This window comes from Pseudomonas sp. XS1P51 (assembly GCF_054897845.1).
Genome location: NZ_CM142707.1, coordinates 6,682,201 through 6,697,756, shown reverse-complemented (window position 1 = coordinate 6,697,756; position 15,556 = coordinate 6,682,201). Strand labels below are relative to the sequence as shown.

Below are 15,556 nucleotides of genomic sequence, written 5' to 3'. Positions count from 1 at the left end.
ATTCAATGTTTCGCGTGTCTTCGCCTTATCCGCTTACCGGCCTTCGACCGACCCTGCTCGCCGCGTGCCTGGCATTCAGCCTGCAAGCCCACGCCGAGTCCATCAACCTGCATCTGCCGGCGCAGCCCATGGCCACGTCGCTGAGCCAGATTGCCCAGCAGGCGAAGATTCAGTTGTTGTTCGATGAAGAGCCGTTACGCAACCTCAAGGCACCGGCCCTCGATGGCGATTACAGCGCGGAAGCGGCGATTCGCCGGTTGCTCGACAACAGCCCGTTCAGTCTGATCAAGGTTAATCAGACCTACGTGGTGCGTCCCGCAGAACCGGTCACCAGCAGCAGCGAAGGGATTCAACTCGACGCCTTGAGCGTGATCGGCACTGGCACCGAGGTCGACTCCAGCACTGTCGGTCGCTCGACCCTGACCCAGGCCGACATCGATCGCCGCCAACCGAACAACATCCCCGCCCTGCTGGCGACCTTGCCCGGTGTGAGCATGGGCGGTTCGATGAAACCCGGCGGTCAGACCATCAACATCTGGGGCCTGGGCGATGCCGAGGACGTACCGCTGACCCTGGACGGCGCAACCAAAAGCGGTTTCGAGCGCTACCAGCAAGGTACGGTGTTCATCGAGCCGGAGCTGATCAAAAGCATCGAAGTCGAGAAAGGCCCGCACTCGGTGTTCACCGGCAACGGCGGCTTCGGCGGCACCGTGCACATGGAAACCAAGGACGCCCCGGACTTGCTCCAGGACGGGCGCAACAGCGGCGCCATGGTCAAATACGGCTACGCCAGCAATGACCATCAACAAACCTACAGCTCGGCCCTGTTCGGTCGCAGCGACGACGGCCGCGCCGATGCATTGTTGTACCTGACCAAGCGCGATGGCGATGACATGAAACTGGCGGGCACTCCGCCGGATCCGGACAACAGTTTCCCGATCAACCCCCAGCGCCTGCCCAACAGCGCGCAGGATCTGGACGGTCAGCTGTTCAAACTCAACATGCACCTCAATGATGAACACAGCGTCGGCCTGTCGTATTCCCATTCCGAGAGTGAACGCTGGACACCCTTTTCCTCCACCAGCTACCCGACCCCGCCGACCAAGGCGAACATCAAGCAATACGGTTACAAAAATGCCCTCAAGCGATTTCTGGCCAATCGCGAAACCATCGACACCACCTGGTCGACCAAGTACCAGTACCAGCCTCTGGACAATCGTTTGATCGACTTGAAGCTGAGCTACTCGGAGTCCAACACCGACCAGACTGACGAACGCGATGCCACGGCGTTCTTCCAGACGTCCACCGGCGGACGCAAGATGGACACCGCCTACAAGGACCGGATCGTCGAACTGCGCAACACCAGTCTGTTCGACACCGGCGACCTGGCCCACGCACTCACCAGCGGTGTGGAAATCCGCAAGCACAGCCGCGACACCGAAATGTGGATGCCGGGCACGACCTACAATGTGCCAAGGTACAACTACGGCTATTTCCAGCCCAGCTTCATGCCCCAGGGCAAGGTCGACACCAACAGTGCCTACTTGCAGGACGCAATCACATTGGGTGACTTCACCCTCACCCCGTCGGTGCGTTACGACCACGTTCGCAATCGCGGTGAAGCCAACGAAGCGCCGCTCTACGCCAACCCGGACCCGGCGTTCGGCCACGATTACAGCGACCGCACCTACACCGGTTGGTCACCGCGTCTGTCGGCGTTCTGGAAGGTCACGCCCGATGTCGCGTTCTTTGTCGACTACAGCAAAACCTGGCGCGCACCGGTGATCGACGAGCAGTACGAAGTCCAGGGTTCGGGCAGCCGCACCGCCACCAGTGTCGACCTTGACCCGGAGCGCATCACCGGATGGCGCGCCGGTAACATCAGCCACTTTTCCAATGTGTTCGTCGACCACGACAACGTACAGATCCGCACCACGCTGATGCGCAACAAGATCGATGACGAAATTTTCAAGGCCACCGGCATCGGCTGCGAAAACCAGGCAATCAAGGGCGGCACCATCGCCACGGACTGCAAGGGCTCGGGCCCGATGGGCAACTACCGCAACATCGGCGGCCTGACCATCAAGGGCTTCGAAGTGGAAAGTTTCTACGACTCCACGTACCTGTTCGGCTCGCTGTCCTACGCGTGGTTCACCGGCAAACACGAAGGCGCCTACACCAACCCGTGGGGGCCGGACGTTTGGGTACGGGACGTGCCGCCAGCCAAATGGGTGGCCGTGCTGGGGGTGAAGATTCCTAACTGGGATGCCCAGGTCGGCTGGCAGGGCGAGTTCGTGCGCCAAACCGACCGCCTGCCGAGCGACAAGTACGGCTCAGGCAAAAACACGTTGGGTGATGTGTTCTACAACCAATACGCCAACGAGCGTTACAACGTTCAGGGTTTGTTCGCCAACTGGAAACCGCAGCAGGCTTACCTCAAGGGCACTGAGGTCAACCTGACTGTCGACAACCTGTTCAATGAAAACTATCGCCCGGCGTTGAGTGGCGACCGCGCGTATAGCCAGGGGCGGAATGCCAAGGTGAGTGTGACGCGGTTCTTCTGATCCACAGTTTTTTGTTACCAGATCCGGCGCCATCGCCGGCAAGCCGGTCTCGCTCCCACAGTGGATCGCTGTGTGATCACAGTTTTGTGAACACCAAAGAACCCTGTGGGAGCGAGCCTGCTCGCGATTGGGTCGACGCGGTCTCCGCTACTTCGCAGCAGCCCGCACCACGGACAACTCCGGAGCAGCCACCCGCCGCTGCGTCAGATACCGCGTACAACTCACCCGCAAAAACGAAGCAAAATTCACCACTTCGCCGCGGTAGTCCATCACCTCTTCATACAGCTTGGCGATCAACTGGTTGGTGGTCATGCCGTCGACCTCGGCGATTTCGCTGAGAATGTCCCAGAACTGATTTTCCAGCCGCAGGGTGGTCACCACCCCGCAGATGCGCAGCGAGCGGGAGCGCGATTCGTAGAGAATCGGATCGGCCTTGACGTAGAGCTCGCACATGGAAACGTCCCTCGTTACAGCGTGATTTTGGTGCCCAACAAACCGAGGAAGCCAGCGAGCCAACTCGGATGCGCCGGCCAGGCCGGCGCAGTGGCCAGATTGCCCTGAACATGACCATCCGTCACCGGGATATCGATGAACGTACCGCCGGCCAACCGCACTTCCGGGGCACAGGCCGGGTAAGCGCTGCACTCACGACCTTCGAGAATCCCCGCCGCCGCCAGCAATTGCGCACCGTGACACACGGCGGCGATCGGTTTGCCGGCCTTGTCAAAATCCCGTACCAGCTCCAGGACTTTTTCGTTCAGGCGCAGGTACTCCGGCGCACGACCGCCCGGTACCAGCAGCGCGTCATAGTCTGCGGACTTGACCTTGGCAAAATCGAAGTTCAGGGCAAACAGGTGGCCGGGTTTTTCGCTGTAGGTCTGGTCACCTTCGAAGTCATGGATCGCCGTGCGCACAGTCTGACCGGCGGTTTTGTCCGGGCAAACGGCGTGCACCGTGTGGCCGACCATCAGCAGCGCCTGAAACGGCACCATCACTTCGTAGTCTTCGACGTAATCGCCGACCAGCATCAGAATTTTCTTGGCAGCCATGGGGAGGACTCCTCTGGGAAATACGTGGGCCTGCAGGAGTATTCAAGGTAGTCCTTAATCTGCATGGCAGGTAATACCCGACTACTACGCTGATCACCTGTAGGAGCTGCCGAAGGCTGCGATCTTTTGATCTTGGGATGGGCCGAGTCAGATTTGCGGCGCGGCGGATGAAAAGATCGCAGCCTTCGGCAGCTCCTACGCGTTGCTCGCATCACTCGCAACTGTACGGATAACTCCGCGCCTAGCTGTAGCAGAGCAACGTCCGTGGTTTATGGCTAGATGAAGGCTCTTCCCGCCACCCTCGATTCTGGTTGCCATCATGTCCTCGCGCGAAAACACCGGCATGGCCCTCGGCCTGCTCGGCGTTGTGATCTTCAGCCTCACCCTGCCCTTCACGCGGATCGTCGTGCAGGAGCTCCACCCGTTGCTCAACGGCCTCGGTCGTGCCTTGTTCGCGGCAGTTCCGGCAGCGATGTTGCTTCTGTGGCGCAGGGAAAAGTGGCCGACCTGGAAACAGGTCAAAGGCCTGACCCTGGTGATCGCCGGGGTCATCCTTGGCTTCCCGGTGCTCTCGGCCTGGGCCATGCAGACCTTGCCGGCGTCCCACGGTGCGCTGGTCAATGGTTTGCAACCACTGTGCGTGGCGCTGTACGCCGCGTGGTTGTCCCACGAACGTCCGTCGAAAGCCTTCTGGGCCTGCGCCGCACTGGGTAGTGCGCTGGTGCTCGGTTATGCGCTGATCAGCGGCGCCGGCAGCATTCAGACGGGTGATTTGCTGATGCTCGGGGCCATTGCCGTGGGCGGCCTGGGTTATGCCGAAGGTGGCCGCCTGGCCAAGGAGATGGGCGGCTGGCAGGTGATCTGCTGGGCGCTGGTGCTGTCGACGCCGCTGTTGATCGGGCCGGTGCTGTACCTGGCGCTGCAACATCAGGGCGAGGTGTCGGCCAGGACCTGGTGGGCGTTTGGTTACGTCTCGCTGTTCTCGCAGTTCATCGGGTTCTTTGCCTGGTACGCCGGGCTGGCGATGGGCGGCATTGCCCGGGTCAGTCAGATCCAGTTGCTGCAGATCTTCTTCACCATCGCCTTTTCGGCGCTGTTCTTCGGTGAACACGTCGAGCCGATCACCTGGCTGTTTGCCGCCGGGGTGATCGTGACGGTGATGCTGGGGCGCAAGACCGCAGTGAAGGCCCCTGTGGGAGCGAGCCTGCTCGCGAAGGGGCCGTAACAGCCAACATCATTGTTGACTGTCAGTCCGCCTTCGCGAGCAGGCTCGCTCCCACAGGGTCAGAGGTAGCCGTCAGATCGCAGCAGGGTTTCGAGGCAGTGTTCCGTGATCTGATAGAAATCCTTCAGCTCCTGAATCTTCACCAACAGCTGGGCCGGGTCCACCGGCTCGGCGCGTTTGACCGCCAGGATCATCTTGTTCTTGTTGGTGTGGTCCAGTGAGATGAACTCGAACACCTTGGTTTCATAACCGCAAGCCTCAAGGAACAACGCACGCAAACTGTCGGTGACCATTTCGGCCTGCTGGCCCAGGTGCAGGCCGTATTGCAGCATCGGCTTGAGCAGCGCCGGGCTCTGGATTTGCAGGCGGATCTGTTTGTGGCAGCACGGCGAACACATGATGATCGACGCGCCGGAGCGGATGCCGGTGTGGATCGCATAGTCGGTGGCGATGTCGCAGGCATGCAGCGCGATCATCACGTCCAGCTCGCTCGGTGCGACGCTGCGTACATCACCGCATTTGAACACCAGCCCCGGATGTTCCAGTTTCGCGGCGGCAGCGTTGCACAGAGTGACCATGTCTTCCCGCAGCTCGACGCCGGTCACCTCGCCTTCGGCGTTCAGGGTATTGCGCAGGTAGTCGTGGATCGCGAAGGTCAGGTAACCCTTGCCCGAACCGAAGTCCGCGACCCGCACCGGCTTGTCCAGCGCCAGCGGCGAGGTGGTCAGCGCATGGCTGAAGACTTCGATGAACTTGTTGATCTGCTTCCACTTGCGTGACATCGCCGGGATCAGCTCGTGCTTGCTGTTTGTCACACCGAGGTCGGCGAGAAACGGCCGGTTCAGGTCGAGGAAGCGGTTCTTTTCCCGGTTGTGCTCGGCAGACGGCACTTCACGCAATTGCTGAGGTTTGCTCTTGAACAGCGAAGCCTTGCCCTTTTTGCTGTATTCGAGCTGGGCTTCGTCAGTCAGCGCCAGTAAATGCGCATTTTTGAACGAGGCCGGCAACAGCGCGGCGATGGTCGCCACGCCCTCGGCAAGCGGCAGGTTCTTGGTGATGTCGCGGGTTTTATAGCGGTAGACGAAGGACAGGCACGGCTGATCCTTGACCGTCAGTTGTTTGATGATCAGCCGCTGCAAATCGGCTTCGGTGCCGACGTACTTGGCCAATACCAGTTTGATGAAGGCGTTCGCATCGAGGCTGGTTTGCAGCAGGTCGATAAATTGAGCGTGATGATCCGGCGCGAGGCTGGCGGGAGTGGCGGTGACAGACATGGAAAAACGGCCTCGGGCGGTGCGGATCGGGGAATGGCGGGTATTTTAGGGGGGATGGCCGCTGGGGACACGCAGTTATTTACCGAACGGTGCGATCTGTAGGAGCGAGCTTGCTCGCGATGGTCGTCAACGATAACGCGCAGAGGCAGTATAAACGCGGTGTTCTTGAGTCCATCGCGAGCAAGCTCGCTCCTACAGGGAATGTATTGCGGCTTGGATTTTAGCCCAACACCACCAACCGGTTCGGCAACTCATTACGCACATGCGTCACCGGCACATGCACCTTGAGCAACTCGCCGCACGCCTCGACGCAAGTGACAAACCCCTGCAAGGTCTGCCCCTGCTTCACCTGCTGAGTGAACGCCGCAACGATCGCGTCCCAGTTCTTGTTATCCAGCCGCGTGGAAATCCCTTCATCCACCAGAATCTCCACATAGCGCTCGGCCTCGGAGACGAAAATCAGAATGCCAGTGCTGCCGACCGTGTGGTGCAGGTTCTGCTCCAGAAACTGCCGCCGGGCCAGGTTCGAGGCACGCCAGTGACGCACCGAGCGCGGGATCAGGTGCGTGGTGATTTTCGGAATGCGGAACACCAGGCACAGCACGATGAACGTGATCCATTGCACCAGCAGCAGGCTGTGCATGGTCAGCCAGCCGGTCAGGTAATGCACGATCCCCGGCACCACCAGCGCCAACAGGCTGGCCCAGAGCAACGGGATGTACGCATAGTCGTCGGCACGGGCCGCGAGCACCGTCACCAGTTCGGCGTCGGTGTCGCGCTCGACCCGGGCAATCGCCTCGGCGACTTTGCGTTGTTCGTGTTCAGTCAGTAATGCCATGTTTAGAAGTGCCTGCTCATTATTATTCTCACCAGCCGCCCGACGAACCGCCGCCCCCGAAACTGCCCCCGCCGCCGCTGAAGCCCCCGCCTCCACCGCCGCCGCCAAAACCTCCACCGCCGAAACCGCCTCCCGAGCTGCCTCGGCCGCCACCACCGCCACTGGGCAGGATACCGAGCATCTGGCAGACGAAAATCGTCAGGATGAACAGCATCACCAGAAACACGAACACCCCTGGATGCCGCGAGACGAAGTCGCTCTCCTGATTGCCGCCAGAGTCATATACGGTGGACGGCTCATCCAGCGGATTGCCACCCAGCACCACCAGCATCGCCGCGACCCCGTCGCTGATGCCCTTGCTGAAGTTGCCGGCCTTGAACGCCGGGGTGATCACCTGATGGATGATCACCGAACTTTGCGCATCGGTCAGGCGATCTTCCAGGCCATAACCGACTTCGATCCGCAACTTGCGCTCATCACGGGCGACAATCAGCAACGCGCCGTTGTTCTTGTCCTTCTGACCGATGCCCCAGTGGCGCCCGAGTTGGTAACCGAAGTCCGCAATGTCGGTGCCCTGCAAGTCCGGCAGCGTGACCACCACCAACTGCTCGCCGGTGGCTTTTTCATGGGCATTGAGCTGTTGCGTCAACTGCTCGCGCACCGACGGCTCGATCATCTGGGCGTTGTCCACCACCCGACCGGTCAGCTCCGGGAACTTCAATTCGGCCTGGGCTGCCAGGGCAACTACCCAGAGCACCAGCACCAGGCCCACTTTCAACACGCGCATTGGCAACCTCATCCGTGCACCCGAATCAACACATCTCTCAAGCCTGGCCTGACCGTGTAGGAGCTGCCGAAGGCTGCGATCGTTTGATCTTGATTTTTAGGACCTCAAGAAAATCAAAGTCAAAAGATCGCAGCCTTCGGCAGCTCCTACGGGTGGTGATACTTCAGGCCAAATCAGAACTTCACTTCAGGTGCTTTTTCCGCATCCGGACTGGTGGCCTCGAAGGTTTCGCGGATCGGCAGATCGCTGTACATCACGGTGTGCCACAAACGTCCCGGAAAAGTACGGAGTTCGGTGTTGTACTTCTGCACCGCGAGGATGAAATCACGACGAGCGACGGCAATGCGGTTCTCGGTGCCTTCAAGTTGCGATTGCAAGGCGAGGAAGTTCTGGTTGGCCTTGAGGTCCGGGTAACGCTCGGACACCACCATCAAACGACTCAGGGCACCGGTCAACTGATCCTGGGCTTGCTGGAACTGTTTGAGTTTTTCCGGATTGTCCAGGGTGCTGGCGTCCACCTGAATCGAAGTCGCCTTGGCCCGGGCTTCGATCACCGCGGTCAAGGTTTCCTGCTCATGCTGGGCGTAGCCCTTGACGGTTTCCACCAGATTGGGAATCAGGTCGGCACGGCGCTGGTACTGGTTCTGCACCTGGCCCCAGGCGGCCTTGGCCTGCTCGTCGAGGGTCGGAATGTTGTTGATGCCGCAACCGGCCAACAACGTGGTCAGCAACATCAAGGCTGCGACGTGCAGGCTCGACCGATAGTGGTGTCGTACATTCATCTGGTTGACGCTCCCTTGCACAGTCCGTTGAAAAACAACCCGCGACCTTCTGACCCGACTCTTGGGGCATAATCTGCCGCCGCCACTGGATTGCATCGAGCCAATGGGCTAAAAGATGCCCCAGCGCTAAAACACTGTAGAAGTGTGCTGCATTTACCTGAACAACAATAGTCGCTCCCTAAATTTTGGCTGACCGGCGCGTATTCACTGCCGTTTAGGCCTTTGAGAAAACCATTCATGAAGAAGCTGTGTTTGCTGGGCCTGTTCGTCAGTCTGGCCAGTCATACCGTACTGGCCGCCACGACGCCCACACCTCTGGAGAACAAGGACGCTTTCATCAGCAACCTGATGAAGCAGATGACCCTCGATGAAAAAATCGGCCAGTTGCGCCTGATCAGCATCGGCCCGGAAATGCCCCGGGAGCTGATCCGCAAGGAAATCGCGGCCGGCAACATCGGCGGCACGTTCAACTCGATCACGCGCCCGGAAAACCGTCCGATGCAGGACGCGGCCATGCGCAGCCGGTTGAAGATCCCGATGTTCTTCGCCTATGACGTGATCCACGGTCACCGCACCATTTTCCCGATCCCTATCGCCCTGGCCTCGAGTTGGGACATGGACGCCATCGGCCTGTCCGGGCGCATCGCCGCCAAGGAAGCCGCGGCGGACAGCCTCGACATCACCTTCGCGCCGATGGTCGACATCTCCCGCGACCCGCGATGGGGCCGCACCTCCGAAGGCTTCGGCGAAGACACCTACCTGGTTTCGCGCATCGCCGGCGTCATGGTCAAAGCCTTCCAGGGCACGGGCGCAAACGCGGCCGACAGCATCATGGCCAGCGTCAAGCACTTTGCCTTGTACGGTGCGGTCGAGGGCGGTCGCGATTACAACGTCGTCGACATGAGCCCGGTCAAGATGTACCAGGACTATTTGCCGCCGTACCGCGCCGCCATCGACGCCGGTGCCGGCGGGGTGATGGTTGCGCTGAACTCGATCAACGGCGTGCCGGCCACCGCCAACACCTGGCTGATGAACGACCTGCTGCGTAAGGAGTGGGGTTTCAAAGGCCTGGCAGTCAGTGACCACGGGGCGATTTTCGAGCTGATCAAGCATGGCGTTGCTGCGGACGGTCGCGAAGCCGCGAAGCTGGCCATCAAGGCCGGCATCGACATGAGCATGAACGACACCCTCTACGGCAAAGAGCTGCCGGGGCTGCTGAAGGCTGGCGAAATCGAACAGAAGGACATCGACAACGCCGTGCGTGAAGTGCTCGCCGCCAAGTACGACATGGGCCTGTTCAAGGACCCGTACCTGCGTATCGGCAAGGCTGAAGATGATCCGGCCGACACCTACGCCGAAAGCCGTCTGCACCGCGCCGAGGCCCGTGACGTTGCGCGCCGCAGCCTGGTGTTGCTGAAGAACCAGGGCGAAACCCTGCCGCTGAAGAAAACCGCGAAAATCGCCCTGGTCGGCCCTCTGGCCAAGGCGCCGATCGACATGATGGGCAGTTGGGCCGCCGCTGGCCGTCCGGCTCAATCGGTGACCCTGTTCGATGGCATGACCCGTGCGCTGGGGGATAAATCGATGCTGATCTACGCCCGTGGCGCCAACATCACCAGCGACAAGAAGGTCCTCGATTACCTCAACTTCCTGAACTTCGATGCCCCGGAAGTGGTGGACGATCCGCGTTCGGCGCAAGTGTTGATCGACGAGGCGGTGAAAGCCGCCAAGGACGCTGATGTGGTGGTAGCCGCCGTCGGCGAATCCCGTGGCATGTCCCACGAATCGTCGAGCCGTACCGACCTGAACATCCCGGCCAATCAGCGCGAGTTGATCAAGGCCCTGAAAGCCACCGGCAAACCGCTGGTGCTGGTGTTGATGAACGGCCGGCCGCTGTCGATTCTCGAAGAGAAGGAACAGGCCGACGCGATTCTGGAAACCTGGTTCAGCGGTACTGAAGGCGGCAACGCCATCGCTGACGTGTTGTTCGGTGACTACAACCCGTCGGGCAAACTGCCAATCACCTTCCCGCGTTCGGTGGGTCAGATTCCGACCTACTACAACCACCTGAGCATTGGCCGGCCGTTCACGCCGGGCAAACCGGGCAACTACACCTCGCAGTATTTCGATGACACCACCGGTCCCCTGTTCCCGTTCGGCTTTGGTCTGAGCTACACCGATTTCAGCCTGACCGACATGGCCCTGTCGTCGACCACGCTGAACAAAACCGGCAAGCTCGACGCCAGCGTCATGGTGAAAAACACCGGCAAGCGTGACGGCGAAACCGTGGTGCAGCTGTACATCCAGGACGTGACCGGCTCGATGATCCGACCGGTCAAGGAACTGAAGAACTTCCAGAAAGTGCTGCTCAAGGCCGGCGAACAGAAAGTCGTGCACTTCACCATCACCGAGGACGACCTGAAGTTCTTCAACGCCCAGCTCAAGTACGCGGCGGAACCGGGCAAGTTCAATGTGCAGATCGGCCTGGATTCACAGGACGTGACGCAGCAGAGCTTCGAATTGCTGTAACCCTTAAAAGCAAAAGATCGCAGCCTTCGGCAGCTCCTACAGGGGGCATGTGTACCTCTGTAGGAGCTGCCGAAGGCTGCGATCTCTTGATCTTGCTCTTACCCTATCCCCGCCGATCCAGCAGATTTACTACCAGCCGATCCACCCATCCCCACACCCGTTGCTTGACCCGCCGCCACAGCGGCCGGCGTTGCCACGCGTCAAGACTGACTTCCTGACTCAACGCGAAGTCCCTGTCAAAACTCGCCGTCACCGCACTCGTCAACCCCGCGTCCACCGCCTCAAGGTTCGCCTCCAGGTTGAAACGCAAATTCCAGTGATCGAAGTTGCACGAGCCGATGCTCACCCAGTCATCGACCAGCACCATTTTCAGGTGCAGGAAACACGGTTGGTATTCGAAGATTTTCACTCCGGCCTTGAGCAGGCGCGGGTAATAGCGATGCCCGGCGTAGCGCACCGACGGGTGATCGGTGCGCGGCCCGGTCAGCAGCAGGCGCACATCGACGCCCCGCGCCGCCGCTTTGCGCAACGAGCGACGGACCTTCCAGGTCGGCAGGAAGTACGGCGTGGCCAGCCAGATTCGTCGATGGCCGCTGTTCAAGGCGCGAATCAGCGATTGCAGAATGTCCCGGTGCTGGCGGGCGTCGGCATAGGCGACCCGGCCCATGCCCTCGCCCATGGACGGCACTCGCGGTAAACGCGGCAAGCCAAAGTGCGACGCGGGTTTCCAGGCACGCCGATGGCGGTTGGCGATCCATTGCCGGTCGAACAGCAGTTGCCAGTCGATAACCAAGGGACCGCTGATTTCCACCATGACTTCGTGCCATTCGCTGGTGTCTTCGCCCGGTGTCCAGAACTCATCGGTGACACCCGTGCCGCCGACCACCGCCAGACACTGGTCCACCAACAACAGCTTGCGGTGGTCGCGGTAGAAGTTACCCACCCAGCGCCGCCAGCTCAGTCGATTGTAGAAACGCAGCTCCACGCCCGCGGCCATCAAACGCTGACGCAGGGTCAGGGTGAACGCCAGGCTGCCGTAATCATCGAACAGGCAGCGCACCCGCACACCGCGCTCGGCGGCCTGGACCAGCGCCTGCACCATGGCCTCGGCGCAGGCGCCCGCCTCCACCAGATACAACTCCAGTTCGACCTGTTCTTCGGCGCGGGCAATCGCGACCAGCATCCGCGGAAAAAACTGCGGGCCGTCGATCAGCAGTTCAAAGCGGTTGCCTTCACGCCAGGGGAAGATTGCGCCAGCCATGTCAGCGCGCCGTGAAGATCAGTACCGCACCCACCGGCACCGACAGACTGATGGCCGACAAACCGGCGACCTTGCGCAAACTTTCCAGGCCGGGGGCCAGGTCGAAGTCTTCGGCGTTGATCACCAGCGGCTCGAGGGTCACCACCTGAAAGCGCCGGTCATCGAGACGGGTCGCCAACAGTTCGGCGTTGTATTGGTGTTGCTTGCCGTGGAGGTTGACGGTCAGCGGCAGGCGCAATTCAAGTTGCGCACCGGGGGCGAGGTCGTTGATCGGGCGCAGATCGATTTGCGTGGTGATCAGCGCTTCGGGAAACGTCTGGATCTCGAACAGTTCCTTGCGCATGCGTTCGTCGCGCAGGGGAATACCGCTGTTCACCGAATCCAGTTCGACTTCTACCTCGGCCAGGCCCTTGGGACTGACCTTGCCGTGCAGCACCAGAAAGCGCTGCACTTCAGAGATGTTGGTGTTTTTGGTGCTGATGAACGACAGCCGCGAGGACTCGCCATCTAGATACCAATTGGCCTGGGCCGACAACGTGGCGCCGGCCAGCAACAGGAAGGCGAGGGTTTTGCAGAGGGAGCGGTTGAACATAGAGACTCGTGGGGCCGATAAACCTGAGCGAACCTTAACCGTCCGTGAGCGCATTGCAAACCGCGAAGATCAAAAGATCGCAGCCTGCGGCAGCTCCTACAAGGGTTGCATGTCCGGCCATGAGATCACGCTTCGGATGTACCCCGATCACGTAGGAGCTGCCGAAGGCTGCGATCTTTTCAAGGCATCAACCGGCAGCCCTGCCGTTCGCCGACCCACTCGGCGCTATTGCTGCGTCCCATGCCACTGACCGTCACGCGCTTGTTCGCGGCATCATCGGTAAATCCGCTGGTGGGCAGCCATTGCTTCACGTAGCCATGGCAATACTCGACATCGTTATTCATCACATACCGGCACGAGCAATATTCCTTGGCGGTGTAGGCGCTGATGATGTTCGGGAAGGCCCACAGCGCCACCCGCTCGTGCCAGATCCAGCCAAGCAAGGCGATCAGCAGGATCAACAACAGCGAGCTGAACGGTCGGCGGCGAGCAAAACCTTGGCGGTTCATGGCTGCACCTTCACGGCAAACGCCTTGAGCGCGCGTTTGAGCAATTCGTTGTGCCGGTAAGTGCCATCGCGGTCATCGCCGTAGCGGACGATCACCAGTTTTTCGCCGGGTATCACGTACATCGCCTGGCCCCAATGGCCGAGTGCGGTGAACGTGTCGGCGGGGGCATCGGGCCAGGGTTTTGCGGCGCCCTCCAGCGAGCGATTGAGCCACCAATGACCGCCGGGCACGGCATCGTCCTGGTTGGCCTGATAGCGATCAAAAGGTTCTCGGTTGAAAGCGACCCAGTCCTTGGGCAGCAACTGCCGCTCGCCCCAACGACCCTCGCGGGCCATCAACAGGCCGACTCGCGCCAGGTCCCGGGCTGTGAGGTAGGTGTAGGAGGATGCGACGAACGTGCCCGTGGCGTCGGTTTCCCAAACGGCGTGGCGAATCCCCAAAGGCTCGAACAGCGCCGTCCATGGATAGCCCGGATAACGTGCCGGGCCGACGATGGTTTTCAGCGCGGCCGACAGCAGATTGGTGTCACCGCTGGAATAACGAAACGCCTGGCCGGGCCTGGCGTATTCGTCGTGGCCAGCGGTGAACGCGGCCATGTCCTGGTGACCTCGGGTGTAAAGCATGGCCACCACCGAAGACTTCAACGGTGCATATTCATAATCCTCCTGCCAGTCCAGGCCCGAGGCCCAGTGCAGCAGGTCGGCCATGGTCAGCGTCGGGTGTTTTGACAACGCTGGATAGAATTTCAGTGCCGGGTCCTGGAGTTTGAACAAGCCTTCGCCGTAGGCCACGCCGAGGACCGTGGCCATGAGGCTTTTGCTGATGGACCAGGTCAGGTGCGGTGTGTCGGCAGTCGTTGGGCCGGCATAGCGTTCGTAGATCAATTGCCCGTCGCGGATCACCAGCAAGGCATCGGTGCGAATGCCTTGGCGGGTGGTGTCGTCGCGGGGCGGGAAAGCGTAAGCCTCCAGGGCTTGGAGGGCCGGCCCCGTCATCGTCGGGGCGGTGGCCCATTGCTCGGCAGGCCAGTTTTCGGCGTGGGCCGTGAGGCTCGGCAGCAGCATGAAAATCAGGGACAAGCCTTTGAACATGGTGGGGGCTCGGAGGGATTGGCCTGCTGAGCCTAGTCCAGTTAAATGACACTCTCTCGGTCCCTGTAGGAGCTGCCGAAGGCTGCGATCTTTTGATTCTCGGCGTCAGTGGGAACGCTAAAGATCAAAAGATCGCAGCCTTCGGCAGCTCCTACAGGGGTTGGTTCAAGATCCAGCAAGGGCCTTGGCCAGTCGCTTTCCTCGCGCCCCCGCCGCCAGATCCATCACGGCCTGATCCCGCTGCCACATCGCCGCCCATTGCGGTGGGCCATCGGCCAGTGCCTGATTGACCTCGGCCTTGAGCCCGTCGAACTGCGCGAACAATCCCCCCAGCAACACATGCCCGGCCTGATTGTTCGGCGCCTGCCGACTGACTTCAGCACACCCGGCCAGCAGCGCCAGCAAGCGCAGTTGCAAGGTTTGCGGCCAGTCACTGTCCTGCCCCACGCCATACAACCAGGCCGTCATGGCGCTCAGCACATAGATGTCTTCGAGGGTGCGGAACGGTTTGACGTAAGCATCCCAGCCATCCCCCGCCAGCAGTTCGCACAGCGCGTTGTCCAAAAATAACCGACCGTGGCTGATGTCCGGCATCAACGGGATCGCCGGGAGTTTTTCCAGGCGCACGCCCGGTTCGCCGGGATAGACCACCGCCAGACTCAGGCGCGGCGCTTCGCCGGGTTCCTCACTGCGGGCCGAGATCAGCAGCCAGTCGGCCGCATCGCCGGCGGTGACGAAATCCTTGCGTCCGCTCAAGCGTAAATCGCTCAGGCGGGTCTGCATCTCTGCCACGCGCAGGCTGCGCTGTTCGGTCGCGCACAGGGCGCCGAGGCTCAGCGGCGCGCTCGGCCACAGCATGCGCAACGCCGCCTGATACCCCACCAGAAACGCCAAACCGGGCGTCGCCATCAACCGCGCGCCAACCACTGCCAATTCAAACGGCGTGACCGTGCCCAATTGCTGCAGCAAGGTCGCGAAGCCTTCCCCCAGGTCCGGGTTGGCGGGCAGGCGATCGCGGCGGTTCAACAGGGTTTGCCAGGGCATAAGAGGCTCCT

The 15,556-nt window shown here is 60.9% G+C and carries 14 protein-coding genes; 3 read left to right on the top strand and 11 right to left on the bottom strand.

Going from position 1 to position 15,556, the window contains the following annotated elements; genetic code table 11:
- Nucleotides 1–5 precede the first annotated feature (5 nt).
- Complete coding sequence (locus tag ACYZUD_RS30950) at nucleotides 6–2,564, top strand: TonB-dependent receptor (RefSeq protein WP_462021592.1); 2,559 nt, start codon at nucleotides 6–8, stop codon at nucleotides 2,562–2,564.
- Between the two features lie 147 nt (nucleotides 2,565–2,711).
- On the opposite strand, the gene ACYZUD_RS30945 is transcribed toward ACYZUD_RS30950, so the two are convergent.
- Both ACYZUD_RS30945 and ACYZUD_RS30940 read right to left on the bottom strand, forming a co-directional pair.
- A complete protein-coding gene (locus ACYZUD_RS30945) occupies nucleotides 2,712–3,017 on the bottom strand; it encodes a ribbon-helix-helix domain-containing protein (RefSeq protein ID WP_462021591.1) in 306 nt (101 codons plus the stop codon).
- Nucleotides 3,018–3,031: 14 nt separating this feature from the next.
- Entirely contained in the window at nucleotides 3,032–3,613 is a 582-nt protein-coding gene (locus tag ACYZUD_RS30940) for a DJ-1/PfpI family protein (protein WP_462021590.1), read from the bottom strand.
- 319 nt (nucleotides 3,614–3,932) lie between these two features.
- On the opposite strand from ACYZUD_RS30940, the gene ACYZUD_RS30935 reads away from it, so the two are divergent.
- Nucleotides 3,933–4,838 (top strand): DMT family transporter, encoded by a 906-nt coding sequence (locus ACYZUD_RS30935; protein WP_462021589.1) that lies wholly within the window; start codon nucleotides 3,933–3,935, stop codon nucleotides 4,836–4,838.
- Nucleotides 4,839–4,897: 59 nt separating this feature from the next.
- Here the strand turns inward: ACYZUD_RS30935 and ACYZUD_RS30930 are convergent, their stop codons facing one another.
- The 4 genes from ACYZUD_RS30930 to ACYZUD_RS30915 all read right to left on the bottom strand — a co-directional run bounded on the left by ACYZUD_RS30930 (nucleotide 4,898) and on the right by ACYZUD_RS30915 (nucleotide 8,519).
- Nucleotides 4,898–6,112 (bottom strand): class I SAM-dependent methyltransferase, encoded by a 1,215-nt coding sequence (locus ACYZUD_RS30930; protein ID WP_462021588.1) that lies wholly within the window; start codon nucleotides 6,110–6,112, stop codon nucleotides 4,898–4,900.
- Between the two features lie 220 nt (nucleotides 6,113–6,332).
- The gene (locus ACYZUD_RS30925) at nucleotides 6,333–6,950 is read right to left on the bottom strand and encodes a TPM domain-containing protein (RefSeq protein WP_462021587.1); all 618 of its coding nucleotides are present in this window, start codon (nucleotides 6,948–6,950) and stop codon (nucleotides 6,333–6,335) included.
- A 28-nt stretch (nucleotides 6,951–6,978) separates the two neighbouring features.
- A complete protein-coding gene (locus ACYZUD_RS30920) occupies nucleotides 6,979–7,737 on the bottom strand; it encodes a TPM domain-containing protein (protein ID WP_462021586.1) in 759 nt (252 codons plus the stop codon).
- Between the two features lie 173 nt (nucleotides 7,738–7,910).
- A complete protein-coding gene (locus ACYZUD_RS30915) occupies nucleotides 7,911–8,519 on the bottom strand; it encodes a LemA family protein (protein WP_462021585.1) in 609 nt (202 codons plus the stop codon).
- A gap of 237 nt (nucleotides 8,520–8,756) precedes the next feature.
- Between ACYZUD_RS30915 and bglX the strand changes: the two genes are divergently transcribed.
- Nucleotides 8,757–11,048 carry a beta-glucosidase BglX gene (gene bglX, locus ACYZUD_RS30910; protein WP_462021584.1) on the top strand — a complete coding sequence of 764 codons (2,292 nt, stop codon included), beginning with the start codon at nucleotides 8,757–8,759 and terminating at the stop codon, nucleotides 11,046–11,048.
- A 103-nt stretch (nucleotides 11,049–11,151) separates the two neighbouring features.
- Here bglX and ACYZUD_RS30905 read toward each other — a convergent pair whose 3' ends face one another.
- From ACYZUD_RS30905 to ACYZUD_RS30885, 5 genes are all read right to left on the bottom strand, one after another.
- Entirely contained in the window at nucleotides 11,152–12,309 is a 1,158-nt protein-coding gene (locus tag ACYZUD_RS30905) for a phospholipase D-like domain-containing protein (protein ID WP_462021583.1), read from the bottom strand.
- Nucleotide 12,310: 1 nt separating this feature from the next.
- Nucleotides 12,311–12,901, bottom strand: a complete 591-nt coding sequence (locus tag ACYZUD_RS30900; protein WP_462021582.1) for a YceI family protein — start codon at nucleotides 12,899–12,901, stop codon at nucleotides 12,311–12,313.
- A 179-nt stretch (nucleotides 12,902–13,080) separates the two neighbouring features.
- The gene (locus tag ACYZUD_RS30895; RefSeq protein ID WP_462021581.1) at nucleotides 13,081–13,410 is read right to left on the bottom strand and encodes an amidase; all 330 of its coding nucleotides are present in this window, start codon (nucleotides 13,408–13,410) and stop codon (nucleotides 13,081–13,083) included.
- Complete coding sequence (locus ACYZUD_RS30890) at nucleotides 13,407–14,501, bottom strand: serine hydrolase domain-containing protein (protein WP_462021580.1); 1,095 nt, start codon at nucleotides 14,499–14,501, stop codon at nucleotides 13,407–13,409. Before ACYZUD_RS30890 ends, ACYZUD_RS30895 begins: the two co-directional genes overlap by 4 nt.
- Nucleotides 14,502–14,666: 165 nt before the next feature.
- Nucleotides 14,667–15,545 carry an acyl-CoA dehydrogenase middle domain-containing protein gene (locus tag ACYZUD_RS30885; protein ID WP_462021579.1) on the bottom strand — a complete coding sequence of 293 codons (879 nt, stop codon included), beginning with the start codon at nucleotides 15,543–15,545 and terminating at the stop codon, nucleotides 14,667–14,669.
- Nucleotides 15,546–15,556 lie beyond the last annotated feature (11 nt).

Bases quoted from the DNA above. Each gene is read 5' to 3' on its own strand.
- ACYZUD_RS30950 (WP_462021592.1), top strand. From the start codon at position 6: ATGTTTCGCGTGTCTTCGCCTTATCCGCTTACCGGCCTTCGACCGACC.
- ACYZUD_RS30945 (WP_462021591.1), bottom strand. From the start codon at position 3,017: ATGTGCGAGCTCTACGTCAAGGCCGATCCGATTCTCTACGAATCGCGC.
- ACYZUD_RS30940 (WP_462021590.1), bottom strand. From the start codon at position 3,613: ATGGCTGCCAAGAAAATTCTGATGCTGGTCGGCGATTACGTCGAAGAC.
- ACYZUD_RS30935 (WP_462021589.1), top strand. From the start codon at position 3,933: ATGTCCTCGCGCGAAAACACCGGCATGGCCCTCGGCCTGCTCGGCGTT.
- ACYZUD_RS30930 (WP_462021588.1), bottom strand. From the start codon at position 6,112: ATGTCTGTCACCGCCACTCCCGCCAGCCTCGCGCCGGATCATCACGCT.
- ACYZUD_RS30925 (WP_462021587.1), bottom strand. From the start codon at position 6,950: ATGGCATTACTGACTGAACACGAACAACGCAAAGTCGCCGAGGCGATT.
- ACYZUD_RS30920 (WP_462021586.1), bottom strand. From the start codon at position 7,737: ATGCGCGTGTTGAAAGTGGGCCTGGTGCTGGTGCTCTGGGTAGTTGCC.
- ACYZUD_RS30915 (WP_462021585.1), bottom strand. From the start codon at position 8,519: ATGAATGTACGACACCACTATCGGTCGAGCCTGCACGTCGCAGCCTTG.
- bglX (WP_462021584.1), top strand. From the start codon at position 8,757: ATGAAGAAGCTGTGTTTGCTGGGCCTGTTCGTCAGTCTGGCCAGTCAT.
- ACYZUD_RS30905 (WP_462021583.1), bottom strand. From the start codon at position 12,309: ATGGCTGGCGCAATCTTCCCCTGGCGTGAAGGCAACCGCTTTGAACTG.
- ACYZUD_RS30900 (WP_462021582.1), bottom strand. From the start codon at position 12,901: ATGTTCAACCGCTCCCTCTGCAAAACCCTCGCCTTCCTGTTGCTGGCC.
- ACYZUD_RS30895 (WP_462021581.1), bottom strand. From the start codon at position 13,410: ATGAACCGCCAAGGTTTTGCTCGCCGCCGACCGTTCAGCTCGCTGTTG.
- ACYZUD_RS30890 (WP_462021580.1), bottom strand. From the start codon at position 14,501: ATGTTCAAAGGCTTGTCCCTGATTTTCATGCTGCTGCCGAGCCTCACG.
- ACYZUD_RS30885 (WP_462021579.1), bottom strand. From the start codon at position 15,545: ATGCCCTGGCAAACCCTGTTGAACCGCCGCGATCGCCTGCCCGCCAAC.